This window comes from Cellulomonas sp. (assembly GCF_965229465.1).
GTDB lineage: Bacteria > Actinomycetota > Actinomycetes > Actinomycetales > Cellulomonadaceae > Cellulomonas.
Window position 1 is genome coordinate 3,985,711 of record NZ_OZ245882.1, and the last position, 26,636, is coordinate 4,012,346.

A 26,636-nucleotide genomic window follows, 5' to 3' on the forward strand; every position below is an offset into this window, starting at 1 on the left:
TGTCGGCACCGCGGTGCCGGCATCGGGACGCAGCCGTGCTCAGCCGGCCCGCTTCGAGGCCGTGGCCGCCGGGACCGGGGCGTACAGCGGCGGCTTCATCTCCGCCAGCTCCAGGTCCGCGGTGGCCTGGATGAGGGCGAGCAGGTCGGTGTCGAGGCCGGGCGAGAACTCCTCGTACCGCTCCTCGGCGATCACGGACGGGACGCCGCCCGGCGCCTGCTCCGTGGCGTCCAGCTCGGTGCCGTCCTTCGACGGGGACATGCCCTGGAAGATCTTGCCCGCCTCCGAGGACGCCGTCAGGTCGAACGTGTACTGCTTGCTCTGGAGACCGAGGTCGACCAGCTTCTTGACCTCGGGGAACTTCTCCGCGTTGGTCTTGGGGATCGGCAGGACCGACGCCCAGTTCACGCCGAGGGTCTCCAGGGCGCGGGCGTAGGCGTTCTCGTGCGCCTGGTCGCGCACGATCAGGTAGGCGATGGTCGACCGGGCCGTCTTGTTCGCGGTCATCTCGTAGATGCGGCACTTCTGCAGGCGGCCGGTCGACTCGAGCATCAGGTTGTAGAGCAGGTCGAGCACGAGGTTGCCGGAGTTGTAGACGTACGAGCCGGACCAGGGGTTGCCCGCGGAGTCCACGGGAAGCGCGCCCTGGGCCGCCACCAGGTAGTGGTGGATGTTGCCCTGGTCCAGTGCGGACTCCAGGGGAGTGGCCCCGCCGGCGCCGGGCTTGTCCAGCGGGTCCGACTTCTTGCCGTTGTAGCGCGGGGAGCCGTCGAGTAGGCGCGCGATGGTGGTGCCGATGAGCTCGACGTGGCTGATCTCCTCGGTGCCGATCCCCTGGAGCAGGTCGCGGTACGGCTTCCCCTTCGGTCCGCGGAAGTTGATGCTCTGGAACAGGTACTGCATCATCGTCCGCATCTCGCCGAACTGACCCCCGAGCCCCTCTTGGAGGGCGTTCGCGGCTGCCGGGTCCGGCTCGTCGGCCTCGATGTCGTTGATGAGCCGCTGCACGTGCAGGTACATGGCGTTCCTCTCGTCAGGCGTCGTCGTCCTGGGTGTGGGCGCCGCGCGACTCGCGCAGGGCGCGACCGAGCCGCACGTCCTCCTCCTGCTTGGCCTGCTTCTTCTCGCTCGCACGGGTGTCGCGCGGCGGGAGCTGGATCGTCTTCTCGGCCTCGATGCCGCCCTGGAGCTGCCGTCCGCGCTCGATCTCCGCGTCCAGCTCGGCCCCGAACAGCAGGGCCAGGTTGGTGATCCAGAGCCAGAGCAGGAACACGATGACGCCCGCCAGGGAGCCGTAGGTCTTGTCGTAGCTGCCGAAGCTGGTCACGTAGAACCCGAACCCCAGCGATGCCAGCACCCACACGACGAGCGCGACGATCGCGCCGAGGCTGATCCAGCGGAACTTCGGCTGCCGCACGTTCGGCGTCGCGTAGTAGAGGATCGCGATCGCCACGACCACCAGCGCCACGATGACCGGCCACTTCACGATGTTCCAGAGGGTGACCGTGACGCCGCTCAGGCCGATGGCGGACCCCACGGACCGGGCGACGTCGCCGGAGAGCACGACTGCCGTCACGATCACGACGGCGATGACCACGAGGATCACCGTGACGAGCAGGAGCGCGGGGCGCAGCTTCCAGATCGGCCGGCCCTCGTCGATCTCGTACACGCGGTTCATTCCCCGGCTGAGCGCGGCGACGTAGCCGGAGGCCGACCAGAGGGCCAGCACGAGCCCGAGCACGAGCGCGAACCCGGCGGCCGGTGCCTCGGTGAGCTGGGTGAGGATCGGCTTCAGGGTGTCGTCGACGGAGCTGACGCCCACGTCCCCGGCGATCTTCAGCACGTCCGCGACCATGGTCTGCGGGTCCCCGACGAGGCCGAGGATCGAGATGACGGCCAGCAGGGCCGGGGCGATCGCGAGGACGGCGTAGTACGTGAGTGCCGCGGCAAGGTCGGTGCACTGGTCCTTGCCGAACTCGCGCAAGGTCTTGCGCAGCACGTAGAGCCAGGAACGCTTCGTGATGTCGCCGGGGGAGTCGGGCTTGCGCGGGTCCTCCGGCGCGGGTGCCGCGGCCTTCTCGGTGCTCGTCGTGCTGGTGGTGTCGTGCGTGGTCATCGCCATGCCCTCCGGTGGGTGCTGACGGCCGGGTGCGCGCGACGGGGTACCGCGCTGTACCCCGTCGCGCGGGTCCCTAGTAGCCGCGCGGGGCGGTGTCGTCTGCGGCGTGGGCGCCCTTGACGGCGTCCGCCGCGTCGGTGGCATCCGTGCGCAGGTCGTCGACGGCTGACCTGCCCTCGTCGCGCAGCGTCGAACCGGCCTCGGTGGCGCGGCCCTTGACCGCAGCCGCGGCCTCCTGCGCCGGCTCCCGCAGGGTGTCCGCGATGCCCTGTGCCGCGTCCTTGGCCTCCTGGACCAACGGCGCGGCCTGCTCCTTCGCGGACTGCGCCAGCTGCTGCTCCTGCCGCGTGCTCGGCAGCAGGGACGAGATCAGCCACCCCGCGCCGAACGCCACCAGACCGGCGGCGAGCGGGTTGCCCCGGGTCTTGTCCTTGGCGGCGTTCGGGAGCTGGGAGGCGGCGTCCCCGACGTTCGAGGCCGCGTGGCCTGCGGAGTCGGCGCCGCTGGACACGCCACCCATGACGCGGTCCTTGACGTCCGACACCGCGGACCGGACCTTGTCGGCCTGCCGCTGCGCGGCCTGGGTGGGGCTGACCTTGTCGGTCAGGGCGTCGACGTCCGAGCTGAGCTCGGCACGGGTGCGCTCGATGTCCTCGCGGATCTGGTCCGGGTCGGTGCTCATGCGTTCTTCTCCTCATGACCTTGCAGGGCGTTCGGGATCTTCTTGACGGTGTCGGCGGTCTGAGGCAGACCGGAGACGCGCTTGGTCTCGGCACGACCGCGTGCGGCCAGGACGGCGGCGACGATCGCCCACAGGACCGCGACGATCACCGCGGACCACGCCCAGGAGTCCATCGCGTCGCCGAGGGCCCACCACAGCGCAACCGACAGGAACAGCAGGACGAAGTGGCCGGCCACCGCGGCGCCCGCGAACATCGAGCCGCCCTTGGTCGCCGCCTTCGCGGACTGGCGCAGCTCCGCCTTGGCCAGCTCGACCTCCTGGTGCAGAAGGGTCGACAGGTCGCGCGTGACGTCGCCGAGCAGGTCGCCGACGGACTGGCGCGGGGGCGCACCGATCGGGTCGGTCATCGCCGGTCCCACGCGGTCGTGCTCGGCACGGGTGTCGCGAGCTCGTCGGTGAAGCGGGGACGCTCCTCGACCGGGTCCGAGTACGCCGTGACGGGCAGCGGCTCGGTCACGGACGTGCGCACCGGCGCCGAGGTCGGTGCGGCGGGCGGGGCATCCTTGAGTCCGCGGGTGAGCCGACCCAGGACGACGCCCGCGCCGGCGGCGATGACCAAGAACGTGCCTGGACGGCGACGGGCGAAGCTGCGGACCTCGTCCAGCACCTCGTCGGGGCCGTGGCTCTCGAGCCAGCGCCCGAGCGAGTCCACCCTGTCGCCGACCTCGCGCACCAGGTCGGTGGCGAGGTTCTGCTCGGACGGGGCGGACGCCATCTGCGACAGCTGCCCGGCGACCGACGTCAGTCCTCCGGCGAGGCGGGACTGCTGGGTGGAGGCCTGACCGGTCACCTCGGTCCGAGCCTGGGACCAGAGGTCTCCCAGCTGCCGCCGGGCCTCCCGGGTGACGGCCGCGGCCTCGCCCTTCGCGTCGTCGAGCAGGTGCCCGCCGGCGTCGGCGGCCTTCGCCTTGAGCGTGCTGGCCTGCTCCTTGGCGGTGTCTGCCGTGCTCCCGTTCTCGGGGAGCGGATAGCTGCTGGTGTAGTCGTCAGTCATGGTGCGGTCTCATCTCGAGTCGTCGGACGGCGGACAGCCCCACCGACCTGGCAGGGCGCGACCGATCCGAGAGGGTGAGGGGCGCGAACCTTCTGCCGCGCGACCGTCCGCATGGGGGTCCAGGCCGATCGCGGCAGACCGCGATGCAGCGTGTGCGCGGGCCTGCGCTCCTGTGCCCACGGCCCGTGCCATGCCCCGGAGACGCTTCTTGTCCCGGGTGACGGGGTGCCGGTGACGATGTCGATCCGGCTCCACGGACGCTAAGCCCGCCGTGGCGCGCTCGCCACCCGAGCCGTCCGGTTCGGCTCCGGGTTGCGGGTCAGGCCCCGGCCGATACCGTCGACGTCCATCGCCGTCCAGGGCGCGACCCCGAGGAGGACCGATGACCCCGCCACGCGTCGACCGCCGGCTGCTGACGATCTACCTGTCCGACCACGTCGCCGGAGCGACGGGCGCGATCTCGAGGTCGCGACGGATGGCGCGGGCGTACGGGGAGACACCGCTCGGCGGCCCGATCGGCGGGTTCGCGGACGAGCTGGAGCGGGAGCGAGCGGTACTGCTCGGTCTCGCGGAGGGTCTCGGGGTGCGACTGAGCCGCTGGAAGTCCGTGGGCGCGGCCGTCGGGGAGCGCCTCGGACGAGTGAAGCCCAACGGGCGCCTCACCTCGGCGTCGCCCCTGTCAGCACTGCTCGAGCTCGAGCTTCTTCGGGGCGGCGTCAATGCCAAGCGCGGTCTGTGGGACTCGCTCGCGTCGTGGAGCGACGCGCTCGGCCTGGAGCGCGGACGGTTCGAGGAGCTCGACCGCCGCGGGGTCGCCCAGATCGAGCTGCTGGAGCGGCTCGCTGCGGTGGCGCGCGACCGGGTCGCGGCCGGTGCGCACGACGTCCGCGACGCCTGACGACGTGCCGTTCGCCGCGCGCGAACACCCCGCCCTCCGCACTGGCACTCTCGGGGTGAGAGTGCTATTTCTTCTGCTGTAGCCAGTCCGGCCACAGGGTTCGGACGACACCCGGGGCCCGGACGGTCCGGCGCCCCCCGACGCAGAGGAGGTGGGGTCATGGCTACGCGATTCGACCCGTTCCAGGAGTTCGACCGCTTGTTCGCGCAGGCGCTGACGGCCGAGCGGGCGTCGGCGACGATGCCGATGGACCTGTACCGGTCGGGTGACCACTACGTGCTGCACGTGGACCTGCCTGGGGCAGACCCCGGCACCATCGACGTGAACGTGGAGGACCGCACCCTGACCATCCGCGCCGAGCGGACGGGGAGGGCGGAGCAGGACGTGCAGTGGCTGGCCAAGGAGCGCCCGGTCGGCACCTACGCGCGGCAGCTGACCGTCGGCCGCGGCCTCGCGCTGGACGCGATCTCGGCCACCTACTCCGACGGCGTGCTCACGTTGAGCATCCCCGTCGCCGAGGACGCCAAGCCGCGTCGCATCGAGGTGCAGCACGCCGGCGATGCCACCCGGATCACGTCGGGCAGCGACGCGGCGGTCTGACGCGTCGCGGCGGGGGCGCTGCGGCCGCGAGAGCACCGATGCGATGGTGGCACGCCCTGTGCGGGCGAGCCGCGCCTCGCGCCCCCGCCGCCGGCCGCTGTGTCCGGTTGCGGCAGCGGCAGCACGTGTGAGGCTGGTGGGAGGCGTGCTCCGCTCCAGGGTCCGGGCAGAGGGACGCTCGCGTCGACAAGGACCGCTCGTGAAACTACCCAGCCCGCGGGGGCCGCTCAGTCGTGCCGTGACCGAGGTTCTGAGCTCACCCGTCGGCGGCGACGTCGGCGATCTGGCGCCGCTGACCCGGCGTGCGCTCGAGCACTCCGTCGACCTCCTGGCCGACGACGACGTCCAGCTGACGCTCTACGTCATGTACGAGCTCTTCTACCGGGGCTTCGAGGGCGTCGACGACGACTGGGAGTGGTCGCCGGAGGTCCTCGCTGCACGGCATCTCATCGAGCTCGCCCTCGAGCAGCACCTGTCCGCGCGTGTGGCGGTCCCCGAGGGCGTCGCACCCGAGCGGGCGGCGGTCGCCGAGGCGTTGTTCACGCTGACGGCGCCGACGCCCGGGCCCAGCGTCGCGCGGTACGTGGCCAAGCGCGCGACCCTGGAGCAGGTCCGCGAGCTCCTGGTGCAGCGGTCGGTCTACCAGCTGAAGGAGGCGGACCCCCACACCTGGGCGATCCCGCGACTCGTCGGACGTCCGAAGGCCGCGCTGGTGGAGATCCAGGCGGACGAGTACGGCGGCGGCGACGCCGAGCGGATGCACTGCGAGCTGTTCGCGCGGACCATGCGGGGCGCGGCCCTGGACTCGGAGTACGGCGCCTACATCGAGCAGATCCCCGCCGTCACCCTGGCCGGCGTCAACGTGATGTCCTGGTTCGGGCTGCACCGGCGCTGGCGCGGAGCGACCGCCGGGCACCTTGCCGCCTTCGAGATGACGTCCTCCCTGCCCAACCGGCTCTACGGCGACGGGTTCCGGCGCCACGGCTTCGACCAGGACACGACCGAGTACTTCGACGAGCACGTCGAGGCCGACGCGGTGCACGAGCAGATCGCCGGCCGCGACCTGACGGGGGCCCTGGTCCAGCAGGAGCCCGAGCTCCTGCACGACGTCCTGTTCGGGGCGGCGACCTGCCTCTACCTCGACGAGGTCGTGGGCGAGCACCTGCTGTCCGCCTGGGAATCCGGCGTCTCCTCGCTGCGGACCGCATGAACGCCGGCGACCGCCCGAGCGACCGCCGGCCCACCCGGACGCCGTCGATCGTGGCGTGCCCGGACGGCCCGATCCTCGTCCGGGGCGACGTGGCGATCACCGACGACGACGGGCGGCCGATCCCGCGCCGCCGCTCGACCGTGGCCCTGTGCCGCTGTGGCGCGTCCACGATCAAGCCCTACTGCGACGGCACGCACAAGGCCATCGGCTTCATCGCACCGTGATCGACACCATCCACCAGCGGAAGACAGAGGAACCGAGATGCGCGCACTGACCTGGCAAGGCCACGAGAAGGTGAGCGTGGAGTCCGTGCCGGACCCCCACCTCGTCGAGCCCACCGACGCGATCGTCCGCGTCACGTCGACCGCGATCTGCGGCTCCGACCTGCACCTGTACGCCGTGCTCGGCATGTACCTCGACGCCGGCGACGTGCTCGGCCACGAGGCGATGGGGGTGGTGGAGGAGGTCGGCTCCGGCGCCGGCACGCTCCGACCGGGGGACCGGGTGGTCATCCCCTTCAACATCTCCTGCGGCACGTGCTGGATGTGCTCCCGGGGGCTGTTCGCGCAGTGCGAGACGACGCAGGTGCGCTCGCAGGGCACGGGCGCGTCGCTGTTCGGGTTCAGCAAGCTCTACGGGCAGGTCCCGGGCGGGCAGGCGGAGTACCTGCGGGTGCCGCAGGCGCAGTTCGGGCCCGTCGTGGTCCCCGACGACGGCAGCCCTGACGAGAGATATCTGTTCCTGTCGGACGTGCTGCCCACGGCATGGCAGGCGGTCGAGTACGCCGCCGTCCCCGCCGGAGGCACGGTCGCCGTCGTGGGGCTCGGTCCGATCGGGCAGATGGCGGCGCGCATCGCCGCGCACCGCGGCGCGTCCCGCGTGATCGGCCTCGACCTCGTCCCCGAGCGGCTGGAGATGGCCAAGCGGCACGGGATCGACGTCCTGGACGTCAGCGAGGTCGACGACGTCACGGAAGCGGTCCGCGCGCTGACCGGTGGGCGGGGCGTCGACTCCGCGATCGACGCCGTCGGTATGGAGGCGCACGGGTCGCCTGTCGCCGCGGGCGCGCAGCGCCTGGCCGGGATCCTGCCGGACGGGTTGGCCGCGTCCATGATCGAGAAGGCCGGTGTCGACCGGCTGGCCGCCCTGCAGACCGCGTTCGACGTGGTCCGGCGCGGCGGCACGGTCTCGATCGTCGGTGTGTACGGGGGAGCGGCGGACCCGATCTCGATGATGCAGCTGTTCGACAAGGGACTCACGCTGCGGATGGGGCAGGCGAACGTCAAGCGCTGGATCGACGACCTGCTGCCCCTCGTGTCGGATGCCGCGGACCCCCTCGGCGTCCTGGATCTGCGGACCCATCGGGTCTCGCTCGAGACGGCTCCGGAGGCCTACGAGATGTTCCAGAGGAAGGCTGACGGCTGCATCAAGGTCGTGCTCGACCCGACCGCGGCCTGAGCGCTCCCGTGGCGATCGTGGACGGTGTCGTCGGACCGCCGCAGCCTGCGTCCGGCGCGCGTACCGGACGTGGGGGATGGCTGGTCGTCGCCGGCGACGTGGTCCGGGTGCTGGCGATGGCGAGCGTCGTCGTCGGCACCTGGCGCGCGGGGCTCGTCGCGTGCGCTCTGTTCCTCCTCGTCCTGGGCGGGACGCTGGTGCCTCGCGCGATCGGCGCCCCGGCCGGGCTGGACGTCGCGTTCTGCGTGACGCTCCTGTTCGCGGCGTGGGCGGCGCAGCTGGAGTGGTACGCCGCGGTGGACTGGCTCGACCTGGCGGTGCACGCGGTCGCCACGGGCCTGGTCGCCGTGATGGCGCTCCTCGCGCTGGTGCGCTGGCGGGTGGTCTCCGAGCCGGCGGAGGCGCCGGACCGGATCGTCCTGGTGACCGGGCTCGGTGCCGTGGCGGCGGTGCTGTGGGAGGTCGGCGAGTGGGCAGGGCACACGTTCCTGGACCCGCGCATCTATGTCGGCTACGAGGACACGATCGGCGACCTCGTCGCCGGGCTCGTGGGCAGCGCCGTCGCGGCGGTCGTGCTGGCGAGGCGGTCGTGACCGCACCCACGCTCCCGACGATCTCGGTCGTCATCCCCGCGCGTGACGACGCGGCCGCACTCGCCGAGTGCCTCGCGCTCCTTGCCCGGCAGACGGTCGCGCCGCGGGAGGTGCTCGTGGTGGACAACGGCTCGACGGACGAGACGGCGGCGGTGGCGGTCGCGTGGGGGGCTCGCGTCGTGTCGGAGCTCCGGGTCGGCATCCCCTCGGCGGCGGCCACCGGGTACGACGGCGTCGACGGCGACGTGATCGCGAGGCTCGACGCGGACTCCCGTCCCGACCCGGACTGGATCGAGCGGATCGCGACGTGCATGGCGCAGCGCCCGGAGCTGGACGCCGTGACCGGCTCGGGGGAGTTCTTCGACCTGCCGGCATGGGTGCGCGGACCGGTCAGCGGTGCCTACCTCGGCTCCTACTACCTGCTGGCGCACCTCGCGCTCGGCCACACGGCCCTGTGGGGGTCGTCGATGGCGATCCGCCGGTCGTCCTGGCTGGCGGTCCGCACGCTGGTCAGCCGCGACGACCCCGAGGTGCACGACGACCTGGACCTCGCCTTCGCGCTGGGGCCCGGCAGGCAGATCCGCTTCGACCCTGCCCTGCGGGTGGGCGTGTCCGCGCGCTCGCTGCGCGGCCACGCGCAGCGCGTGCGGCGGTTCGACCGGGCGTGGCGGACGCTGCGTCTCAACTGGCAGGTGGCGCCGCCCTGGTACCGGTGGCGGGCGCGCCTCGCGCGGTGAGTCGTGGTCACCCGTCCAGGCGGGCGGCGACGTCGGAGGGGAACCCGCCGGTGGCGACCGGGCCCCATCGGGTGGGGGTGATCCGGATCAGGGACTTGCCCTGCACCCGCATGGCGGCGCGGTACTCGTCCCAGTCGGGATGCTCGCCGGCGATGCACCGGTAGTAGTCCACGAGCGCGTCCTCGGCCTCCGGCATGTGCAGCACCTCGGCGTCGCCGTCCACCTGGACCCAGGCGCCGCCGAAGTCGTCGGACAGGACGCAGACGCTGACGGCCGGCTCCCGCTCCGCGTTGACCGCTTTCGCCCTGCCGGGATAGGTGGAGATCACGAGCCGGCCGCGGTCGTCGACACCCCCGGTGACCGGGGAGACCTGGGGGCGTCCATCGGCGCGCGTGGTGACGAGCACGAAGCTGTGCCGGTCGCGGACGAAGTCGAGGAGCTGGGCCAGGTCGACGGTGCGGGTGGTGGCGACGGTCCGGGGCATGCCCCCACGCTAGGAGCCGCGGCGGGCCGTCGCCCGCCGAGGTGCGCGGTCCTCACCCGGTAGGGCCGCGCACTCGGGCGTACGGTCGATCCCTCGAGGCGCCGACGACGGCGTCCGTCAAGGAGGCAACCCGATGAGTACCGACACACCGCAGGTTCCCGACGACGAGACCCGCGCGCACACCACCGACCCCGCCGAGGGCGGTACCGCGGGGCGGGCGCCGGAGCGCACGGACGAGCGCCTGCACGCCAGCGAGCCGGCCGAGGGGGAGGACACCACCGACGCCTGACGCGGCCCGCTCGCCGGCCGAGCAGCGGGGGAGGCCTTCCGCTGCGGCCGGGACGGGAGCATCCTGGCAGTGGTGCGGCGTGGCACCGGCCGCGCTGCCGCACTCGCCGGGGGGCTGCGATGGTCGAGGTGCGGATCGCGACGTTCAACCTGGAGAACCTGGACGAGACCGCGCCAGGTGAGCTCCCGACCCTGGCCGAGCGGATAGCCCTGATGCGTCCGCAGATCCTGCGGCTGCGCGCCGACGTGGCGTGCTTCCAGGAGGTCCACGGACAGGAGCGTCCGGGCCAGCCGCGTGCGCTGCTGGCGCTGGCCGAGCTGCTCCGGGAGACGCCGTTGCAGGGTGCACCGATGACGAGCACCCGGGTGCAGGGCGGCGCGGTCTACGACGAGCGCAACCTGGTCGTCGTCACCCATCTGCCCGTCACGCGCGTGGAGCAGCTGCGCAACGACCTCGTCGCGCCCGTGGAGTACCGGCGGCTCAGTGCGGACCCTCCCGACGCCGCGGCGGTCGAGATCGGCATCGAGCGTCCGATCCTGCACGTCGAGATCACCCTGCCCGACGGCTCGACCCTGCACGTCATCAACGTGCACTGGAAGTCCAAGATCCCCACCGACATCCCCGGCCAGCGCATCGACGCCTTCACGTGGCGCACCGCCGACGGGTGGGCCGAGGGCAGCTTCCTGTCCTCGATGAAGCGGATGGCCCAGGCACTGGAGACCCGCCGCCTGATCGACCGGATCCTCGACGACGACCCGGACGCCCAGATCGTCGTCGCCGGTGACTTCAACGCCGCGCCCGACGAGGTCTCCGTCACGGCCGTCCGCGGCGACGTGGAGAACACCGGCAACCCCGCACTCGTCGCGCGCGTCCTGGTCCCGATCGAGCAGACCGTGCCCGAACCTGCCCGCTTCACGCTGTACCACCAGGGGCACGGCCAGATGCTCGACCACATGCTGATCACCCGGAACCTGCTGGCGCACTACCGCGGCTCGGAGATCCACAACGAGCTCCTGCACGACGAGTCGGCGGCGTTCGCGGTCGACCTCAAGTTCCCCGAGTCCGACCACGCGCCGGTGGTCGGCACGTTCCAGTTCGTCTAGGTGCGGCGCCCGCGCGCTCGGCTTGGTCGGGGCTCCCCGTTGCGGTGCTGGTCGGGCGGGTGAAGGCTGGGAGTCCGCACACGGACTCGACGAGGAGACCCCATGTCCACGACCGTCGCCAGCATCACGCACATCAGTGCCCGTTCCGACACCAGCTTCGAGGACGCCGTCCGTGGTGGCATCGAGCGGGCGTCGACCACGCTGCGCAACGTGCAGGGCGCCTGGGTCAAGGACCAGAAGGTCGAGGTGTCGGACGGGAAGATCACCGCCTACCAGGTGGTCCTCGAGGTCACCTTCGTCCTGGACGACTGAGGAGATCCCGGGCCCTGACGGAAGTCAGCCCCGGAGGGCGGCGAGCAGTGCGCCCGCGGTGAGCGCGGCACCCGCGATCCACACGAGCGTGGGCAGGCGCGTCCAGAACGACCTCATGCGCGCAGCACCTCGCCCTGATCGGTGACCTCGATCTCTTCGGCCTCGAGAGGTTCGGTGGCAGGTCCCTGGACGACCTCGCCCGTGGCGGCGTCGAACGCGCTGCCGTGGCACGGGCACCGGATCTCGCCGTCGCGCACGCCGCCGACCAGGCACCCCTGGTGGGTGCACACGGCCGAGAAGCACCGGACCGTGTCGCCGTCGCGCGTCAGGACGAGCTTCTCGTCGGCGAGCACGATGCCGCCGCCGTCCGGGATGTCGTCGAGGGCGGCCAGGCGGTGCGAGTCACCGTCGTCCTGCGAGGGCCCGTCGTCGGGTGCGTACCCGGCGTCGTCGGCGGCGCCCGGCGCCGGGCCCAGGGTCGCGAACCCCACGTAGCCCACGACGCCGGCCGCCAGTGCGACACCGGTGCCCTCGAGCACCGCCCGCCGCCCGACCTCCGGTGTGCCCATGTCAGTAGCTCGCATACCCGGACTGGCCGAAGAACCAGAACGCGGAGCTGAACCACACCACGACGAGGACGACGGCCAGCAGACCGCCCAGCACGGGGACCGCGGCCGAGGGCAGCCGGCGCAGACGCAGCGCGAGCATCTTGGCGGCGAACACGCCGTAGAACGCGCACCCCGCCACGCAGTGCACGAGCACCCGTGCGGACCCCTCCTCGAAACCGAGCGACCACACGCAGTGGAAGACGACGGGCAGGGTGAGCAGGAAGGCGACGGTGCCCGTCCAGCGGTGCACCGGAGTCACCCAGCGGGGGGCATCACGCGCGCCGGGCAGGCGGCCCCACATCGCCAGCGCCGACCCGATCTGCACCACGACCAGGACCGTGGCCGCCGTGGTGAGCCACGACTTCATCTGGAGCATGCCGCCGAACCCGAGCGTGGTGAGGGCGGCACCGTCGCCCGGGTGCACCTGGGCGTAGGCGGCGAGCGCGGCGGCGACGGCCAGGCCGACCGCGCCGAGCGCGGCCAGACCCCACTGCGCCGGCAGCTCGCCGGCGGGCGTGTCGGTGCTCACCCGTCGATGGTGGTGCCCCGAGGGTGCCGAGCGATAGCCCTTGCGGCCGGTCGGCGAGGGGGTGAGGTTCTGCACGGATGTGCACGGCCCCTGGACGCATGTCCGCCACGGTCCTAGCGTCGGGGTGTCGGCCCGCCGACGGACGGTGGGCCCGCTCGGGAGGACCAATGCTCGCCGACCACGCTGCCATACCCGTGCTCGCCGTGACCGACATGGAGCGCGCACGGGCGTTCTACGAGGGCACGCTCGGCTTCACCAGTGCGGGAGAGGTGCCCGACGGAGTCGTCTACGGCACGTCCAACGGGGGGTTCCTCGTGTACCCCTCCGCGTACGCCGGGACCAACAAGGCCACCGCGATGTCGTTCCAGCTGTCGGGTGACGCCTTCGACGCCGAGGTGGCCGCGCTGCGTGCCGCCGGCGTGGAGTTCCAGACCTTCGACCTGCCGGGCGAGGCCACGTGGACCGACGGGGTGCTCTCGGACGGCACCATGCGGGCCGCCTGGTTCGCGGACCCCGACGGGAACGTCCTCAACGTCGAGACGGACCCGCGGAGCGCCGCGGGCTGAGGGGCCGCGGCGGGGCACCGGGCGGCGGCCGCGACGACCGCCGCCCGCTGTCTGCGGCGGCCGTCGTCAGTCGTCGTCGATCTCGGAGCCGTCCGGCGCGATGACGTACCAGACGTCGTTGACGCCCTGGCCCAGGACGTCGCCCGGTGCCGTGTCCTGCGCGAACGTGTAGATCGGCCGGCCGTCGATGGTGATCTGCTTGGCACCGTCCGTCCCGGTGATCGTGCCGACCTCGCCGGTCACGCCCTCGACGGTCGGGGTGTCGGACTCCGTGGTGATGGCGGGCCACGCGGTCGCGCAGTCGCCCGCGCACGCGCTGGTCCCGGAGTCCTTGACGTCCTTGAGGAAGTAGTAGGCGGTCATGCCGTCGCCGTCCACGACGACGGTGCCCAGCGAGGTCTCGGCGGTCGCCAGGTCGGTCGATCCCGCGTCGGCGGCGGGGGTCTCCTCGGCCATCGACTCCTGGGCGCTGGGGGTGTCGTCCGCGGCCGGCGTGTTGTCGTCGGCGCCTCCGCAGGCGGTCAGGGTGGCCGCGGCCACGAGCGCGGTGAGCGAGTACAAGACGGTCCGTCGCACGGTGATCTCCTCTGGTCGGTGCCGGCCCCGCCCCCGGGACCCGCTACCTAGGACCACGAGACGGGCAGCGGTCAGGTTCACCGCTCGGTGAACCTGCGGCCCTGGTGCATCGTTGTCGGAGTAGGACGCACCGACGGCGAGGAGGGAGGCGTGATGGCCGAGGAACCCGACGCGCTCATGCGCGCGCTCCACGAGGCCTACGCGCGCCCCCTCCAGCACTACGTGGTGCGGCTCACCGGCGACCACGGGCTCGCGCAGGACGTCGTCCAGGAGGCGATGGTGCGGGCGTGGAAGCACCCCGAGGTGCTCGCCCGCGAGCAGGACGCGACGCGTGCGTGGCTGTACACGGTGGTGCGCAACCTGGTCATCGACGACCGCCGGAGCGCGCGGCACGTGCGGGAGCGCACGACCGACCAGACGCCCGACTCGATCCAGCCCGACGGGTCGCAGGCCGTGCTCGACAGCTGGCTGGTGGCGGACGCGCTCGAACAGCTGACGCCCGAGCACCGTGCTGTCGTCGTCGGTGCGTACTACCGGGGCCGGTCCGTGGCGGAGCTGGCGACCGAGCACGAGATCCCCGAGGGCACGGTCAAGTCCCGTCTGCACTACGCGCTGCGCGCCCTGCGGCTCGCGCTCCAGGAGAGGGGAGTGACCGCATGACCGGCCGCGACGCCGACGAGCGGTACGGCCCGGGCGAGGACCCGTTCCGCGACTGGGACGCCGCGTACGTCCTCGGGGCCCTGGACCCGGAGGACCGGCGAGTCTTCGAGGACCACCTGCGCACCTGCGACTCGTGCAGGTCGGCGGTGGCCGACCTGGCCGGCCTCCCGGGGCTGCTCCGGATGGTCCCGGCCGACGAGGCCGCCGCCCTGGGTGGCCCCCCGGACGCCGAGGTCGTGGAGCTGGCCACGCTCGCGCGGGCCGCCCACCGCGGCCGTCGGCGCCGCACCGCCGCGCTGGTCGGCGCCGCGGCCGCGCTGCTCCTGCTCGGCGGGATCGCCGGCGTGCTGCTCGGCAGGCCGGTGGACGCGGGGGCGCCTGTCGCCTCGTCGTCCCCGTCGGCGTCATCGACGTCGTCCGGCCAGGTCACCGCCTTGCAGCTGGAGCCGGTCGGGACCGTCGCCGTGTCCGCGGACCTCACCCTCCAGGAGAAGGGCTGGGGGACCCGCATCGACTGGGAGTGCCGGTACCCCGCCGACCCCGGGCCGTACGGCTCCGACATCACGTACGAGTTGGTGCTCGTGGACGAGGACGGGGCGAGCACGGTGGTGGCCACCTGGCGGGCGCGGAGCACCGGTGCGCGAGGCCTCGGGGCGTCGTCGAGCATCTCCACGCGCACGATCGAGCGGGTCGAGATCCGCGTGCAGGGCTCCGACGCGCCCGTGGCGGCCGCGCAGACCTGACGCGGGCGGTCAGGGCAGCGCGGGGTGGAACGGCGTGCCCGCCACGTCGAGCGTCTGCGCCGCCGGCGTCCCCGGTGGCGCGACCACCTGGAGCTGGCCGGTCGTCTGGAGCAGCGACTCGAGCACGCGCACCCCGGCGCTGCCCAGGTGGACGACGCCCCCCAGGTCGACGGTCACCGGTACCAGTCCGTTGCGCGACCGCCGCAGGATCTCGGCCTCGACCTGCGCCGCTGCCGCCCGGTGGTCGACGGCCCCGCGGACATGCACGACGTGCGCCACGTGCGGGTCGGAGTCGATCACGAGCGGTTCGACGGACAGTCGGGCGGTGTCCGCGACGGCGTCGGCCTGGTCCACGGGCGCCGGCCGACGAGCCGGGAGCTCGAGGGTCACGGTGGTGCCGTCGTCCCCGGTCGCGACGTCCACCTGGAGACCGGCGGACGCCATCATGCTGAACCCGCGCCCGCGCTCGCCCGGGTCACGGTCCGGCTCCCGCCACACCCCGTGGTCCCGCACGACGACCTCGATCATCGCGTCGTCCCGGATGGTCGCGTGCAGCTCCACCGTGCCCGTCGACGACCCGCGGTAGGCGTGCTCGACGGCGTTGGCCATCACCTCGCTCACGCCCAGCACGAGCCCCGCGCGGTCGCGTGACCCGAGCCCCACGCCGAGGCCCCAGGCATCGATCGCGGCGCGCACCTGCGCCAGCCGGCGGGGATCTGCCGCCATGCTCAGGTCGAGCGGCTCCGGAGCCTGCCGGCGGTGGGCGGCGAGGACGGTGACGTCGTCCGTGAAGCCGTCGTCGGTCAGGACCCGGGGCACGACCTGGCAGATGCGGCTGGCCACCGAGTCGCCGCCCGCGGGGTCCCGGTAGGCGTCGAACGCGGTGCGCTCCAGGACGGTGAGCCCGTCGAGCAGCGGCCTGTGGGTGTTCTCGACGAGGCCGTCGGTGAACAGGATGATGGCCTCGCCCTCGCGCAGGTTCGCGGTGGCGACCCTGCCCTCGGTACGGGAGCCGAGCGGGCCGTCCCCGGTGGTCGGCAGCAGGCGTGCGCCCTCGGGCCCCACCACCAGCGGCGCGGGGTGGCCGCGGGTGGAGTACTCGAGGTCGCCGGTGTGCGGGTCCAGGAGCGCGACGCACAGCGTGGCGGCGAAGGCACCCGAGACGCGACCGGCGTACGCCTCGACGGCCTCGAGAGCGCTCAGGATGCCGGCGCCCTCGAGCAGCCGTGCGGCGAGCACCGCCCGGAGCTGGCTCATGATCGCGGACGCCTCGACGCCGTGTCCCACCACGTCGCCCACCGTCAGGGACACGCGCCCGTCGGGGAGCGTCGCGGAGTCGAACCAGTCGCCACCGGCTGCCTGCTCCAGCCCCGCCACCAGGTACGACGCCGCGACGTCGACCCGCGGCAGGAGGGGGACCGTGGACGGCAGCAACGCGCCCTGGAGACGCAGCACGACCTCACGGGCGCGGGCGAGGCGGCGGTCGGCAGTCGCCGCTCCGCTGCTCTCGAGGGTCGCGGCGCGGACGGCCGTGGTGATGTCGATCCCCGCGGCGACGGCTCCCTGCACGGTGCCGTTCTCGTCGCGCCAGGGCGTTACGGTCAGGTCGAGCCAGATCCCGGACGCCGGGTCGGACCAGTCGGCCACCACCGGGACCTGCTCGTCGCGGAACGGCTCCCCGTCGTGCACCGCGTCGATGAGTGCGGCGACGACCGCCTGGAGGCCCGGGTCGCGCAGGTCGTGCAGGCTGACGTCGAGCAACGAGCCTCGCTGGAACGCCTCGCGGGCACCCCGGTTCGCCGCGACGATGCGCAGGTCCGAGGCACGGACCACCAGCTGCACACCCGGCGAGGCGTCGAACGCGGAGAGCACGGCGTCCTGGTCGACGTATCCGTCGGGCGCCATCGGCTCTCCTCCTCAGCTTGTCGCGATCACCCGACGGTGCGCGGGCGCAGCTCCGTCGTCGTCGTCGGCGGGTGCGCTGATCACGTCCAGACCGTGCGCTCCGGCCAGACCGGGGCTGGTCCCGGGGGAGAGCACGATACGCATCCTCACACCTGCGGACGCACTTCGCCGGTGGGCGGCGGTCAGAGCCGAGACGCCGATCGACCCGAGGTGCGTCACCCCACGCAGGTCGACGACCATGTCGCCGGCCCCACGGGCCGCGATCATCAGCTGGGTGACCGCGGCGGTCAGCTGGTGCGCCGTCGCCAGGTCGACCGGGCCGCCGACGACGACCCGCGGGACGTCACCTGCGGTGTCGAAGGTGACCTCGAGGCTCGGGCTCGGACGCAGCTGGGCGGGTTCGGGCGCGCTCTCGGCGAGGCTGGCGAAGAAGAAGTCGTCGAGGCGCTGCCGGGTGTCCGAGCCGAGCCCGCCACCCACCTCGACGGCCGCGACGATCCGCTCCGCCAAGGTCAGCAGACGCACGTTGCGCTGCTGCGAGCCCCAGCGGAGCAGCTCGAACGCCGCGTCGCCGTCGATGCCGTAGCCGAGCATGAAGGCGCCCTTGGCCTGGTCGATCACCGCGTGGGAGCGCAGCGCCTGGGTGAGCTCCTCGTTCACGCGGTGCGCGACCACGTCGCGCTGGGACGCGGTGACGTCGACGAGGAAGCCGGTGACGTTCCGCAGGCCACCGTCGTCCGTGCCGCCGGCGCCGGTCAGCGTGACGGACCGCTCGGCTCCGCCGAGGTCGAGCAGCCGGTACTGGCAGCCGAACGGTTCCCCGTCCACGCCGCACCGGCCCAGGGCGTCCAGCACCCGGCCGCGGTCCTCCGGGTGGATGTGCCGCGACATGAGCGCGAGCGTCGGCACCACGTCGCCCGGCGACATCCCGTGGATCAGGAACATCCCGTCGGACCACGTCCATCGACCGGTGGGTGCCGTGTAGCTGAATCGACCGACCTGGGCAGGGGTGGGAGTGGCAGTGGGCACGACAACCTCCGCGGAGCCCCGGCGGTCGGGGCGGGAGCTGTGTACGTGGGCTCCTTGCTGAACCCGGTTCGCGGGTCGGACACGGAGGTCCGCCAGCGTCCCGCAGCGTATGCCAGGATCCGCGGCACGGCCCGTCCAGGAGGTCAGTGCAGCTGCCGCCGCCAGTCGTCGGGGACGCGGTCCGCCGGGCCCGGCACGGTCTGCTCCAGCGGTCGGTGCTCCGGCTCGGCGAGCGCCGGGCCGTCCGTGTAGTCGTCGGCCGGGTAGGACCAGAACCAGTCCTCGCCGGGCTCGAACGTGCGCATCACGGGATGGCCCGTCTCCCGGAAGTGCGCGGTGGCGTGCTGGGACGGCGAGGTGTCGCAGCAGCCCACGTGCCCGCAGGTGGCGCAGCGACGCAGGTGGAACCACCAGCCGTCGGTGGCGTCGCACTCGACGCAGCCGGTCCCGCTCGGCGGGACGGTCGGGTCGATGCTCGTCTCGGTCACGGGGTGGGTCCTTCCGTCGAGGAGTAGGGGAGCCGGACGCGGAAGCGGGTGTCGCCGGGCTCGGAGGTGACCGACAGGTCGCCGTGGTGCTTGCCCACCACGATCCGCCAGGAGATGTCGAGCCCGAGCCCCGTCCCGGACCCCACGGGCTTGGTGGTGAAGAAGGGCTCGAAGATCCGGTCGACCACCCCGTCGGGGATGCCCGGTCCGGTGTCCGCGACCTCCACCTCGAGCCAGTCGTCAACGCGTCGCGTGGTGAGCGTGAGGGTGCCCTTCTTGCCCGTCGGACCGTCCATCGCCTGTGCAGCGTTGTCGATGAGGTTGGTCCACACCTGGTTGAGCTCGGCCGCGAACACGTGGATGGGCGGCAGGGTGCGGTCGTAGTCCTTGACGACGGTGATCCCGTCGCCCAGCTGCCGCTCCAGCATCGTCACCGTGCTGTCCAGCAGCTCGTGCACGTCGGCCGTCTGGTCGGGCGCCCGGCCGATCTGGGAGTACTGCTTCGCTGCGCCGACGAGCGCGGAGATCCGCCCGGTGGCGTCCTCGACCTCGTTCATCAGCGACTCGGTCTCGAGCGTGTACGAGAGCCACCGCACGGCACCCTCGAGCACCTCGGGGCCCACCCAGGAGGCGACGCCGTCGAGCCACTCGGTGCCCAGCCCGGCCGCCACGAAGTTCGGGGCGAGGTCCCAGCCCCCGGCGATGTCGTGCTCGTCGAACCACTCGCCCAGGGCGTCCTCGAGGTCGGACACCTCGAGGGCGGTGGGGACGACCTCCGACGCGCGCTGGCGTGCGAGCGCCTTCACGGCCTTCTCCTGGAGGTGGATGATCTGCTCGAGCTGCTCGCGGTCGTAGATCCCGGACGCGAGCATCGCGAGCTTGTGGCGCATCCCCGCGACGCGCTCGCGCAGGGTCGCGGTCGCCCTCGTGGCAGCGGCGGCAGGGTTGTTCAGCTCGTGGGTGAGACCCGCCGACAGCGACCCCAGCGCCAGCAGCCGCTCGCGCTGGCCGGTGGCCGCCTGAGAGCTCTGCTGGCCGAAGAAGAGGCCCTCGAGCAGGTGGACCGCCATGGGGAACCAGTCGTCCATGAACGAGGCGAAGTCGGCGGCGGCGAGCACGTAGTAGCGGGACGGCTCGAGCACACGGAGCGTCTGCGAGTAGGTCTGGGGCACGCGCTCGCCCAGGTAGGCCGCCCACGCGCCCGCGTAGACGCCCACCTGGCTCGTCCGGGCGATCTCGACGTCGTCGACGCCGACGCGCCGGTACATGGCCAGCGAGCCTTCGAGCAGCACGTAGAAGTCCGTCGCCGGATCGCCCTCGCGGTACAGCACGCCCGGGTCGATGAGCTCCACGTGCCCGTGCGAGCACAGCCAGAGCAGCTGCTCGTCGCTGAGGTGCTCGAACAGGAAGAGGGTGCGCAGCTCGTCGATGTCGCACGCCAGCTGCGTGCGAGTGATCGGAGCGATCGGTGCAGTGGTCGGTTGCGTGGTGGTCACAGCTGCTCCAGGTAGCGGTGGACGAGCATCACGGCCATGGCGCCCTCGCCCACGGCGGACGCCACTCGCTTGGCGGACTCGGCGCGCACGTCGCCGGCCGCGAAGACCCCGGGGACGCTGGTCTCCAGGTGGTACGGGGGTCGGTCCAGCGGCCACGAGGCGGGCACCTTGCCCTCGACGAGCAGGTCGTGGCCTGCGCGCACGAAGCCGTGCTCGTCCCGGGTGACGGTGCCGTCGAGCCAGGTGGTCAGCGGAGCGGCCCCGATGAAGACGAACAACCAACCGGTGTCCACTGATTCCTTCTGCCCGCTCACGGTGTCCCGGAGCACGATCTGCTCGAGGTGGTCGTCGCCGACGGCCTCGACGACCTCGCTCTGCGTCCGCACCCGGATCCGCTCGTTCGCCTCGACCTGCTCGACCAGGTAGGAGGACATGGACAGCGAGAGCGACGCCGACCGGACGACGAGCGTCACCGAGCGGGCGTGCCGGGACAGGTACATGGCCGCCTGGCCCGCCGAGTTGGCGCCGCCGACCACGTAGATGTCCTGGTTCTCGCAGGCGGTCGCCTCCGTGAGTGCGGAGCCGTAGTAGACGCCTCGGCCGGTCAGGGCGCCGATGCCGGGTCCGTCGAGCTCGCGGTAGGCCACCCCGCTGGCCACGATCACCGTGTGTGCCTCCACCGAGGTGCCGTCGTCGAACCGCACCGACCGGGCCGCGCCCCTGACCTCGAGCCCGACCGCATCCCGGGTCATCACGATCTCCGCCCCGAACTTCAGGGCCTGCCGGCGCGCCCGGTCGGTCAGCTGTGCCCCGGACACGCCGTCGGGGAACCCGAGGTAGTTCTCGATGCGCGAGCTCTGCCCGGCCTGGCCGCCGGTCGCGCTCCGCTCGACGAGCGCGGTCCGCAGCCCCTCCGACGCCCCGTACAGCGCCGCGCTGAGGCCGGCCGGGCCACCGCCGATGACGACGAGGTCGTAGAACCGCTCGGCCGGGCTCACGGCGAGGCCGACCTGCGCCGCGATCTCGCCGTCGGTCGGACAGACCAGGACCGTGCCCTCCGTGGTCACCAGGACCGGCAGCGCGCTGTCGTCGGCGCCCGCCACGTCCAGCAGCCGCTTGCCCTCGGGGGAGTCCGAGGAGTACCAGCGGTAGGGCACCTGGTTGCGGGCGAGGAACTCGCGGACGTCCGACGAGCGCGCCGACCAGCGGTGCCCGACCACCTTCGTCTCAGCGACGGTCCTCGGGGGGTTCGCGTTCCACGCCTCGAGCTGCGCGTCGATCACCGGGTAGAACTTCTCCTCCGGCGGGTCCCAGGGCTTGAGCAGGTAGTGGTCGAGGTCCACCACGTTGACGGCGTCGATCGCGACGTCGGTGTCCGCGTAGGCGGTCAGCAGCACGCGGCGCGCCTGGGGGTAGATGTCCATCGCCTGCTCGAGGAACTCGATGCCGGTCATCCCCGGCATCCGGTGGTCGGCGAGCAGCACGGCCACCTGGTCGCCGCGGAGCTTGAGGTCACGCAGGGCGTCCAGCGCCAGCGGGCCGGAGTCGGCGCGCACCACCCGGTACGCGTCGCCGTAGCGCCGCCGCAGGTCACGAGCCACGGAGCGGCTGACCGCAGGGTCGTCGTCCACGGTCAGGAGCGCCGGCTTGCGGGTCGAGGTGGCTTCCACGCGGTTCCCTTCGTCGTGCCCAGTGTGGTGTGGTGCGGGCGGCCGGGTCAGTCGCCGACCACCAGTGCGGCGCCGCCGGTGATCCGGACCAGCTCGTCGAACGTGGTCGGGAACACCGTGTGCGGCGTCCCGCCGGCCGCCCAGACCTGCGGGTAGTCCGCGAGCGCCACGTCCACGACGGTCTCGATCCTGTGCGGGTGACCGAGCGGCGCGACGCCGCCGATCGCCTGGCCGGTGGCGGCCCGCACCTGCTCGGGCGTCGCCCGTCCGACGTGCGAGCGGCTCACCTGCCGGGCCAGCGCCGCGGTGTCCACTCGGTGCCGCCCGCTCGTCAGCACCAGCAGCGGTCGCTCGTCGGCCCAGAAGACCAGGCTGTTGGCGATCGCGCCGACCTCGATGCCCAGCGCGGCCGCGGCCTCGGCAGCGGTGCGGGCGGAGTCGGGCAGCGCGACGACGCTGCCGACGACCCCGGCGTCCGCGAGCGCGTTGGCCACCAGGCGGGACCGGGTCGGCAGGTGGGACAGGTCGGTCACGGGTGCTCCTTCGGGGTGCGGGGCAGACGGCGGCGGGGCTGGAGACGGATGTTGGGCAGCGCGGGGGCGGGGATGCGCGCACCGTCGTGGCCGGCCACCACCCCGAAGCGCGCGGCGCTGTCTGCAGACTCCCAGTCGGCGCGCGCCTGCGCGATGTCCGCGTGCGTGCGGCCGACGAAGTTCCACCACATCACGAGGTCGTGCGCGAAGGGTGCTCCGCCCAGGAGCAGGAGGCGGGCGCCGTCGTGCGACCGGACCCGCACCGAGTCCCGTCCGTCGCCGAGGTAGAGCAGGCCGCTGGTGGTGTGCGGCGTCCCGGCCACCTCGGCGGTGCCGCCGAGCAGGAGCGCGGCGTGCTCGAAGCCGGGGACCAGCGGCACCTCGACGTCGGCACCGGGATCGAGGGCGAGCTCGGCGCCGAGCAGCGGCGTGTGGACGCGTGCCGACGACCGCGCGCCGTCGAGCTGGCCGACGAACACCGTCGCCCGCGCCCCGGGGACCTCCCAGACGGGAAGCTCGCTGACCTGCTCGAACCCGGCAGCGTCGTCCGCGAGCCCGTCGGGCAGCGCCACCCACAGCTGCACCGCGTGCAGGAGCGGCTGCGTGCCCAGCGAGAACTCCGAGTGCGAGACGCCGCGCCCGGCGGTCATGAGGTTGAGCTGGCCCGGCCGGACGACGACCTCCGAGCCCACACTGTCGCGGTGCAGGATCTCGCCCGCCACCGGCCAGGTGACGGTCTGGAGGCCGGTGTGCGGGTGGGGGAGCACCCTCATGTCGACGTGCTGCGGCCCGAACTCGTCGAGGAAGCACCAGGCCCCGACCATGGGCAGGGCGCGCTGCGGGAGCGTCCGGCGGACGCGCATGGCCCGCACTCCGCCGAGCGGCACGTCCCGCGCCTCGAGCAGCTCCACCACCGGCCCGTGCGACGGCACCAGGTCGCAGAGCTCGGGCACCGGCCGCACCTCGAGGTTCGTCATGGGCCCACTGTAAAAGTCGAACCTCACACGCGGGGGACCTGGCACGTCTGCACACTGTGAGCGTGAAGGAACCCTTCGAACGCGTCGTGAGCGTGCACGGCGCCACCGTCCTGCGCGTGTGCCGCGCGGTGGTCGGCCCCGTCGACGCCGACGACGCCTGGTCGGAGACGTTCCTGGCCGCTCTGCGCGCCTATCCCGACCTCCCGGCCGATGCGAACGTCGAGGCGTGGCTCGTCACGATCGCGCACCGCAAGGCGATCGACGTGGTCCGCCGGGCGTCGCGGCACGCGCTCCCGATGGCGGACGTGCCGGACCGTGCGGCCGAGGTGGCCGGTCGGGACCTCGACCTCTGGTCGGCCGTGGCCGCCCTGCCGACGAAGCAGCGGACCGTCCTGGCCTACCACCACCTCGGCGGCCTGCCCTACGACGACGTCGCGGCACTCGTCGGAGGGACCGCGGCGGCCGCCCGGCGAGCCGCTGCCGACGGCGTCGCGACCCTGCGACGCACCTACCCTGCGATCGACCAGGAGGAGCGATGATCGACGACGACCTGTTCCCGTCCGTGGACGCGGACACCCTGACGAGGCTGCACCGGGAGCTCGCGGCACGCGCCGCCGCGGACGGTCTGCTGGACGTCGCCTACCGCACCGTGGACAGCCCGGTCGGCCGGCTGCTCCTCGCGCGCACACCCGCTGGGCTCGTGCGCGTGGCGTTCGCGGTCCAGGACCATGACGCGGTGCTCGACGCGCTCGCCACCGCGGTGAGCCCCCGCGTGCTCGAGGCGCCCGGGCAGCTGGACGACGTGGCGCGGCAGCTCGACGAGTACTTCGCGGGACGGCGGACGACCTTCGACGTGCCGCTGGACCTGCGCCTGCTGCGGGGGTTCCGACGCGACGTCGTCCTGCACCTGCCCGACGTCGCCTACGGGCACACAGCCAGCTACGCCCAGATGGCGGACCTGGCCGGCAGCCCTCGGGCGGTCCGCGCAGTCGGCACCGCGTGCGCGCTCAACCCGCTGCCCGTGGTGCTTCCGTGCCACCGCGTGGTGCGCTCCGACGGATCGCCCGGGCAGTACGCGGGCGGCGCGGCGGCCAAGCTGACGCTCCTCGACCTCGAGACGCGGGTCGGGGTGGCGGCGTAATCTCGGGCAGCATGTGCCGGAATATCACCACGCTCCGAGGACTCGAGCCGCCCGCCACCTCGGAGGAGATCGAGGCCGCCGCGCGCCAGTACGTGCGCAAGGTGACAGGTGTCCAGTCGCTCAGCGACGCCACGCGCGAGCCGTTCGAGGCCGCCGTGCGCGAGGTGGCCGGGATCACCGCGCGCCTGCTCGAGGAGCTGCCCCAGCGGCGGCAGCCGCCGACCACCGTCCCGCCGCTGCGCCGGGCCGACGTGCAGGCGCGGATCGCCGCTCGGGAGGCCCACGAGCGGGCGCACGAGCTCGGGCTGCCCCACGAGCACGAGGACGAGCACGTGCACGTGTCGGTCTAGAGCGGCCAGCGCACCAGACGGGGGATGCCCTGCGGGGCGACCGCGGCGAGCGCCAGGAAGCGGGCCTCGGCCCGGTGCAGGCGGATGTGCTCGTCGAGCGACCACGTGGGGCCGTTGGTCAGCTCCATGCCGCACGCGCACGCGATGGTGACGCGCCCGTCGGCCGTGGTGATCACCTGACCGACCGTGGTGTGGTCGGTGGCGGCACGGACCTTGGCGTGGCGCATCTCCGCGCTGACGGCTTCGACGGGGTCGGTCACAGCCCCATCCTCGCGCATCACGGTCAGCGCTCGGACCCCACCTGCTCGTCGTCCGCGAGGTGCTCCAGCTCGAACGACTCGTCCCACTCGGCACCGCCGAGGCTCGGCATCATCGCGCGCAGCGTCGGCTGCCACGCGTCGATGCGCTCCGGGAAGCACCGCTCCAGCAGGTCGAGCATCGTCGCGACGGCCGTGGACGCCCCAGGAGAGGCACCCAGGAGGCCCGCGATCGAGCCGTCCGCGGACGTGACCAGCTCGGTGCCGAACTCGAGCACCCCGCCCTTGGCCTTGTCCTTCTTGATCACCTGGACGCGCTGGCCCGCGGTGACGAGCTCCCAGTCGCGGGGGTGCGCGGACGGCATGAAGGCGCGCAGCGTGCGCAGGCGGCTGGTGTCCGTGGCGGTCACCTCGCCGATGAGGTACTTGAGCAGGTCGAGGTTCCGCAGGCCCACGGAGAGCATGGGGATCACGTTCCCGGGGCGGATCGACCGGATCAGGTCCGTCCACGAGCCGCCCTTGAGGAACTTCATGCTCCAGCCGGCGTAGGGCCCGAAGAGCAGCGCGGTGCCACCGTCGACGACGCGCGTGTCGAGGTGCGGGACGGACATCGGGGGAGCGCCGATCTCGGCCTTCCCGTACACCTTGGCCTGGTGCCGGGCGACGATCTGCGGGTTGGTGGTCTTGAGGAACTGGCCGCTGATCGGGAAGCCGCCGAACCCCTTGGCCTCGGGGATGCCCGAGCTCTGCAGCAGGCCCAGGGCACCGCCACCGGCGCCGATGAAGACGAAGCGCGCGTTGACCTTGCGGCTGCGGGCGTGCCCGTTCCAGCGGCGGTCGGCCACGCGCAGCGACCAGCGGCCGTCGCGCGTCCGGCGGAGCCTGGTGATCTCGCTCTCGAGGTGCACGTGCGCCCCCCGGGAGATCGCGTCGCCGATCATGGCGCGGGTCAGGCGGCCGAAGTCGACGTCGGTTCCGGCCGCGGCGCGGGTGGCCGCGACGGGCTCGGCGGGGTCGCGGTCCTCGACGAGCAGCGGGGCCCACCGGGCGATCTCGGCCGGGTCGGTGCTGAACTCGAGGTCGGAGAAGAGGGGGTGCCGCCGCAGGGTCTCGTAGCGGCGCCGCAGGTAGTCGGCGTTGTCGGCGCCGCGCACGAACGTCATGTGCGGGGTGGTGGACAGGAAGCCCTCGCCGCCGGGCAGACGGTCGTGGGTGGCCAGGTGATGCCACAGCTCGCGGGACAGCTCGAACTGCTCGTTGATGGTCACGGCCTTGCTGATGTCGACCGTGCCGTCGGCGCGCTCGGGCGTGTAGTTGAGCTCGCAGAGAGCGGCGTGGCCCGTGCCGGCGTTGTTCCAGGCGTTCGAGCTCTCCTCGGCGAGACCTGCCCGTCGCTCGTGGATCTCGACGGTCCACGTGGGCTCGAGGGTGGTGATCAGAGCGGCGAGCGTGGCGCTCATGATCCCGCCCCCGACGAGGACGACGTCGATGGTCTCTTCGCGTTCTGGCACGTCTGCGATCGTATGTTGACGTCGAGATACCTTCCGCCCGCCGACGTGTGATGTTGCT

At 72.8% G+C, this 26,636-nt stretch carries 34 protein-coding genes; 16 read left to right on the forward strand and 18 right to left on the reverse strand.

Annotated elements, in window-relative coordinates:
- Positions 1-39: 39 nt before the first annotated feature.
- The 5 genes from ACO06A_RS18825 to ACO06A_RS18845 all read right to left on the reverse strand — a co-directional run bounded on the left by ACO06A_RS18825 (position 40) and on the right by ACO06A_RS18845 (position 3,855).
- On the reverse strand, positions 40-1,020 hold the full coding sequence (locus ACO06A_RS18825) for a manganese catalase family protein (RefSeq protein WP_421733714.1): 981 nt from the start codon (positions 1,018-1,020) through the stop codon (positions 40-42).
- 13 nt (positions 1,021-1,033) lie between these two features.
- Complete coding sequence (locus ACO06A_RS18830) at positions 1,034-2,116, reverse strand: YihY/virulence factor BrkB family protein (protein ID WP_421733715.1); 1,083 nt, start codon at positions 2,114-2,116, stop codon at positions 1,034-1,036.
- 76 nt (positions 2,117-2,192) lie between these two features.
- Entirely contained in the window at positions 2,193-2,801 is a 609-nt protein-coding gene (locus ACO06A_RS18835; protein ID WP_421733716.1) for a DUF3618 domain-containing protein, read from the reverse strand.
- Positions 2,798-3,208 (reverse strand): phage holin family protein, encoded by a 411-nt coding sequence (locus ACO06A_RS18840; RefSeq protein ID WP_421733717.1) that lies wholly within the window; start codon positions 3,206-3,208, stop codon positions 2,798-2,800. Before ACO06A_RS18840 ends, ACO06A_RS18835 begins: the two co-directional genes overlap by 4 nt.
- Positions 3,205-3,855: a hypothetical protein gene (locus ACO06A_RS18845; RefSeq protein ID WP_421733718.1), complete on the reverse strand. Its 651-nt coding sequence runs from the start codon at positions 3,853-3,855 to the stop codon at positions 3,205-3,207. Before ACO06A_RS18845 ends, ACO06A_RS18840 begins: the two co-directional genes overlap by 4 nt.
- Before the next feature lie 382 nt (positions 3,856-4,237).
- Between ACO06A_RS18845 and ACO06A_RS18850 the strand changes: the two genes are divergently transcribed.
- The 7 genes from ACO06A_RS18850 (at position 4,238) to ACO06A_RS18880 (ending at position 9,351) form a co-directional block, all read left to right on the forward strand.
- Positions 4,238-4,753 (forward strand): hypothetical protein, encoded by a 516-nt coding sequence (locus ACO06A_RS18850; protein WP_421733719.1) that lies wholly within the window; start codon positions 4,238-4,240, stop codon positions 4,751-4,753.
- Between the two features lie 159 nt (positions 4,754-4,912).
- Positions 4,913-5,353 (forward strand): Hsp20/alpha crystallin family protein, encoded by a 441-nt coding sequence (locus ACO06A_RS18855; protein ID WP_421733720.1) that lies wholly within the window; start codon positions 4,913-4,915, stop codon positions 5,351-5,353.
- 238 nt (positions 5,354-5,591) lie between these two features.
- Positions 5,592-6,563 (forward strand): iron-containing redox enzyme family protein, encoded by a 972-nt coding sequence (locus ACO06A_RS18860; protein WP_421733721.1) that lies wholly within the window; start codon positions 5,592-5,594, stop codon positions 6,561-6,563.
- On the forward strand, positions 6,560-6,787 hold the full coding sequence (locus tag ACO06A_RS18865; RefSeq protein WP_421733722.1) for a CDGSH iron-sulfur domain-containing protein: 228 nt from the start codon (positions 6,560-6,562) through the stop codon (positions 6,785-6,787). The genes ACO06A_RS18860 and ACO06A_RS18865 overlap by 4 nt, the downstream gene beginning before the upstream one ends.
- A gap of 37 nt (positions 6,788-6,824) precedes the next feature.
- On the forward strand, positions 6,825-8,021 hold the full coding sequence (locus ACO06A_RS18870; RefSeq protein WP_421733723.1) for a zinc-dependent alcohol dehydrogenase: 1,197 nt from the start codon (positions 6,825-6,827) through the stop codon (positions 8,019-8,021).
- 8 nt (positions 8,022-8,029) lie between these two features.
- Positions 8,030-8,614 carry a hypothetical protein gene (locus ACO06A_RS18875; protein ID WP_421733724.1) on the forward strand — a complete coding sequence of 195 codons (585 nt, stop codon included), beginning with the start codon at positions 8,030-8,032 and terminating at the stop codon, positions 8,612-8,614.
- Positions 8,611-9,351: a glycosyltransferase family 2 protein gene (locus tag ACO06A_RS18880; RefSeq protein WP_421733725.1), complete on the forward strand. Its 741-nt coding sequence runs from the start codon at positions 8,611-8,613 to the stop codon at positions 9,349-9,351. The genes ACO06A_RS18875 and ACO06A_RS18880 overlap by 4 nt, the downstream gene beginning before the upstream one ends.
- Before the next feature lie 7 nt (positions 9,352-9,358).
- Here the strand turns inward: ACO06A_RS18880 and ACO06A_RS18885 are convergent, their stop codons facing one another.
- A complete protein-coding gene (locus tag ACO06A_RS18885; protein WP_421733726.1) occupies positions 9,359-9,835 on the reverse strand; it encodes a PPOX class F420-dependent oxidoreductase in 477 nt (158 codons plus the stop codon).
- Positions 9,836-9,968: 133 nt separating this feature from the next.
- On the opposite strand from ACO06A_RS18885, the gene ACO06A_RS18890 reads away from it, so the two are divergent.
- The 3 genes from ACO06A_RS18890 (at position 9,969) to ACO06A_RS18900 (ending at position 11,539) form a co-directional block, all read left to right on the forward strand.
- Positions 9,969-10,124, forward strand: coding sequence for a hypothetical protein (locus ACO06A_RS18890; protein WP_421733727.1), 156 nt, complete (start codon positions 9,969-9,971; stop codon positions 10,122-10,124).
- 119 nt (positions 10,125-10,243) lie between these two features.
- A complete protein-coding gene (locus ACO06A_RS18895; protein WP_421733728.1) occupies positions 10,244-11,227 on the forward strand; it encodes an endonuclease/exonuclease/phosphatase family protein in 984 nt (327 codons plus the stop codon).
- 102 nt (positions 11,228-11,329) lie between these two features.
- On the forward strand, positions 11,330-11,539 hold the full coding sequence (locus ACO06A_RS18900) for a dodecin family protein (RefSeq protein WP_175347696.1): 210 nt from the start codon (positions 11,330-11,332) through the stop codon (positions 11,537-11,539).
- Positions 11,540-11,652: 113 nt separating this feature from the next.
- Here the strand turns inward: ACO06A_RS18900 and ACO06A_RS18905 are convergent, their stop codons facing one another.
- Together ACO06A_RS18905 and ACO06A_RS18910 are read right to left on the reverse strand one after the other, a co-directional pair.
- Entirely contained in the window at positions 11,653-12,108 is a 456-nt protein-coding gene (locus ACO06A_RS18905) for a Rieske (2Fe-2S) protein (RefSeq protein ID WP_421733729.1), read from the reverse strand.
- Position 12,109: 1 nt separating this feature from the next.
- Positions 12,110-12,676: a DUF6529 family protein gene (locus ACO06A_RS18910; protein ID WP_421733730.1), complete on the reverse strand. Its 567-nt coding sequence runs from the start codon at positions 12,674-12,676 to the stop codon at positions 12,110-12,112.
- 167 nt (positions 12,677-12,843) lie between these two features.
- On the opposite strand from ACO06A_RS18910, the gene ACO06A_RS18915 reads away from it, so the two are divergent.
- Positions 12,844-13,242, forward strand: a complete 399-nt coding sequence (locus ACO06A_RS18915) for a VOC family protein (RefSeq protein ID WP_421733731.1) — start codon at positions 12,844-12,846, stop codon at positions 13,240-13,242.
- 66 nt (positions 13,243-13,308) lie between these two features.
- On the opposite strand, the gene ACO06A_RS18920 is transcribed toward ACO06A_RS18915, so the two are convergent.
- Entirely contained in the window at positions 13,309-13,818 is a 510-nt protein-coding gene (locus ACO06A_RS18920; RefSeq protein ID WP_421733732.1) for a hypothetical protein, read from the reverse strand.
- 153 nt (positions 13,819-13,971) lie between these two features.
- Here ACO06A_RS18920 and ACO06A_RS18925 point away from each other — a divergent pair, with 153 nt between their 5' ends.
- Together ACO06A_RS18925 and ACO06A_RS18930 are read left to right on the forward strand one after the other, a co-directional pair.
- Positions 13,972-14,478 (forward strand): sigma-70 family RNA polymerase sigma factor, encoded by a 507-nt coding sequence (locus tag ACO06A_RS18925; RefSeq protein ID WP_421733733.1) that lies wholly within the window; start codon positions 13,972-13,974, stop codon positions 14,476-14,478.
- Complete coding sequence (locus tag ACO06A_RS18930) at positions 14,475-15,221, forward strand: anti-sigma factor family protein (protein WP_421733734.1); 747 nt, start codon at positions 14,475-14,477, stop codon at positions 15,219-15,221. Before ACO06A_RS18925 ends, ACO06A_RS18930 begins: the two co-directional genes overlap by 4 nt.
- A gap of 9 nt (positions 15,222-15,230) precedes the next feature.
- Here ACO06A_RS18930 and ACO06A_RS18935 read toward each other — a convergent pair whose 3' ends face one another.
- The 7 genes from ACO06A_RS18935 to ACO06A_RS18965 form a co-directional block, all read right to left on the reverse strand.
- Positions 15,231-17,126 (reverse strand): SpoIIE family protein phosphatase, encoded by a 1,896-nt coding sequence (locus ACO06A_RS18935; RefSeq protein WP_421733735.1) that lies wholly within the window; start codon positions 17,124-17,126, stop codon positions 15,231-15,233.
- Positions 17,127-17,138: 12 nt separating this feature from the next.
- On the reverse strand, positions 17,139-18,155 hold the full coding sequence (locus tag ACO06A_RS18940) for an ANTAR domain-containing protein (protein WP_421733736.1): 1,017 nt from the start codon (positions 18,153-18,155) through the stop codon (positions 17,139-17,141).
- A 143-nt stretch (positions 18,156-18,298) separates the two neighbouring features.
- Positions 18,299-18,643, reverse strand: a complete 345-nt coding sequence (locus ACO06A_RS18945; RefSeq protein WP_421733737.1) for a UBP-type zinc finger domain-containing protein — start codon at positions 18,641-18,643, stop codon at positions 18,299-18,301.
- Positions 18,640-20,139 (reverse strand): ATP-binding protein, encoded by a 1,500-nt coding sequence (locus ACO06A_RS18950; protein WP_421733738.1) that lies wholly within the window; start codon positions 20,137-20,139, stop codon positions 18,640-18,642. Before ACO06A_RS18950 ends, ACO06A_RS18945 begins: the two co-directional genes overlap by 4 nt.
- The gene (locus tag ACO06A_RS18955; protein ID WP_421733739.1) at positions 20,136-21,809 is read right to left on the reverse strand and encodes an FAD-dependent oxidoreductase; all 1,674 of its coding nucleotides are present in this window, start codon (positions 21,807-21,809) and stop codon (positions 20,136-20,138) included. The genes ACO06A_RS18950 and ACO06A_RS18955 overlap by 4 nt, the downstream gene beginning before the upstream one ends.
- A 47-nt stretch (positions 21,810-21,856) precedes the next feature.
- Entirely contained in the window at positions 21,857-22,342 is a 486-nt protein-coding gene (locus ACO06A_RS18960; protein WP_421733740.1) for a YbaK/EbsC family protein, read from the reverse strand.
- Positions 22,339-23,319: a pirin family protein gene (locus ACO06A_RS18965; protein ID WP_421733741.1), complete on the reverse strand. Its 981-nt coding sequence runs from the start codon at positions 23,317-23,319 to the stop codon at positions 22,339-22,341. Before ACO06A_RS18965 ends, ACO06A_RS18960 begins: the two co-directional genes overlap by 4 nt.
- A 62-nt stretch (positions 23,320-23,381) precedes the next feature.
- Between ACO06A_RS18965 and ACO06A_RS18970 the strand changes: the two genes are divergently transcribed.
- Genes ACO06A_RS18970 through ACO06A_RS18980 form a run of 3 tightly spaced genes read left to right on the forward strand, consistent with a single transcriptional unit; the run spans position 23,382 to position 24,810 of the window.
- Complete coding sequence (locus ACO06A_RS18970; protein ID WP_421733742.1) at positions 23,382-23,858, forward strand: RNA polymerase sigma factor; 477 nt, start codon at positions 23,382-23,384, stop codon at positions 23,856-23,858.
- Positions 23,855-24,460 (forward strand): methylated-DNA--[protein]-cysteine S-methyltransferase, encoded by a 606-nt coding sequence (locus tag ACO06A_RS18975; protein ID WP_421733743.1) that lies wholly within the window; start codon positions 23,855-23,857, stop codon positions 24,458-24,460. Before ACO06A_RS18970 ends, ACO06A_RS18975 begins: the two co-directional genes overlap by 4 nt.
- Positions 24,461-24,471: 11 nt before the next feature.
- Positions 24,472-24,810 carry a DUF2277 domain-containing protein gene (locus ACO06A_RS18980; RefSeq protein ID WP_421733744.1) on the forward strand — a complete coding sequence of 113 codons (339 nt, stop codon included), beginning with the start codon at positions 24,472-24,474 and terminating at the stop codon, positions 24,808-24,810.
- Here ACO06A_RS18980 and ACO06A_RS18985 read toward each other — a convergent pair.
- Positions 24,807-25,037, reverse strand: a complete 231-nt coding sequence (locus tag ACO06A_RS18985; protein WP_421736098.1) for a hypothetical protein — start codon at positions 25,035-25,037, stop codon at positions 24,807-24,809. The two genes, ACO06A_RS18980 and ACO06A_RS18985, sit on opposite strands and share 4 nt — an antisense overlap.
- Before the next feature lie 56 nt (positions 25,038-25,093).
- The gene (gene mqo, locus ACO06A_RS18990; RefSeq protein WP_421736099.1) at positions 25,094-26,587 is read right to left on the reverse strand and encodes a malate dehydrogenase (quinone); all 1,494 of its coding nucleotides are present in this window, start codon (positions 26,585-26,587) and stop codon (positions 25,094-25,096) included.
- Positions 26,588-26,636: the final 49 nt, after the last annotated feature.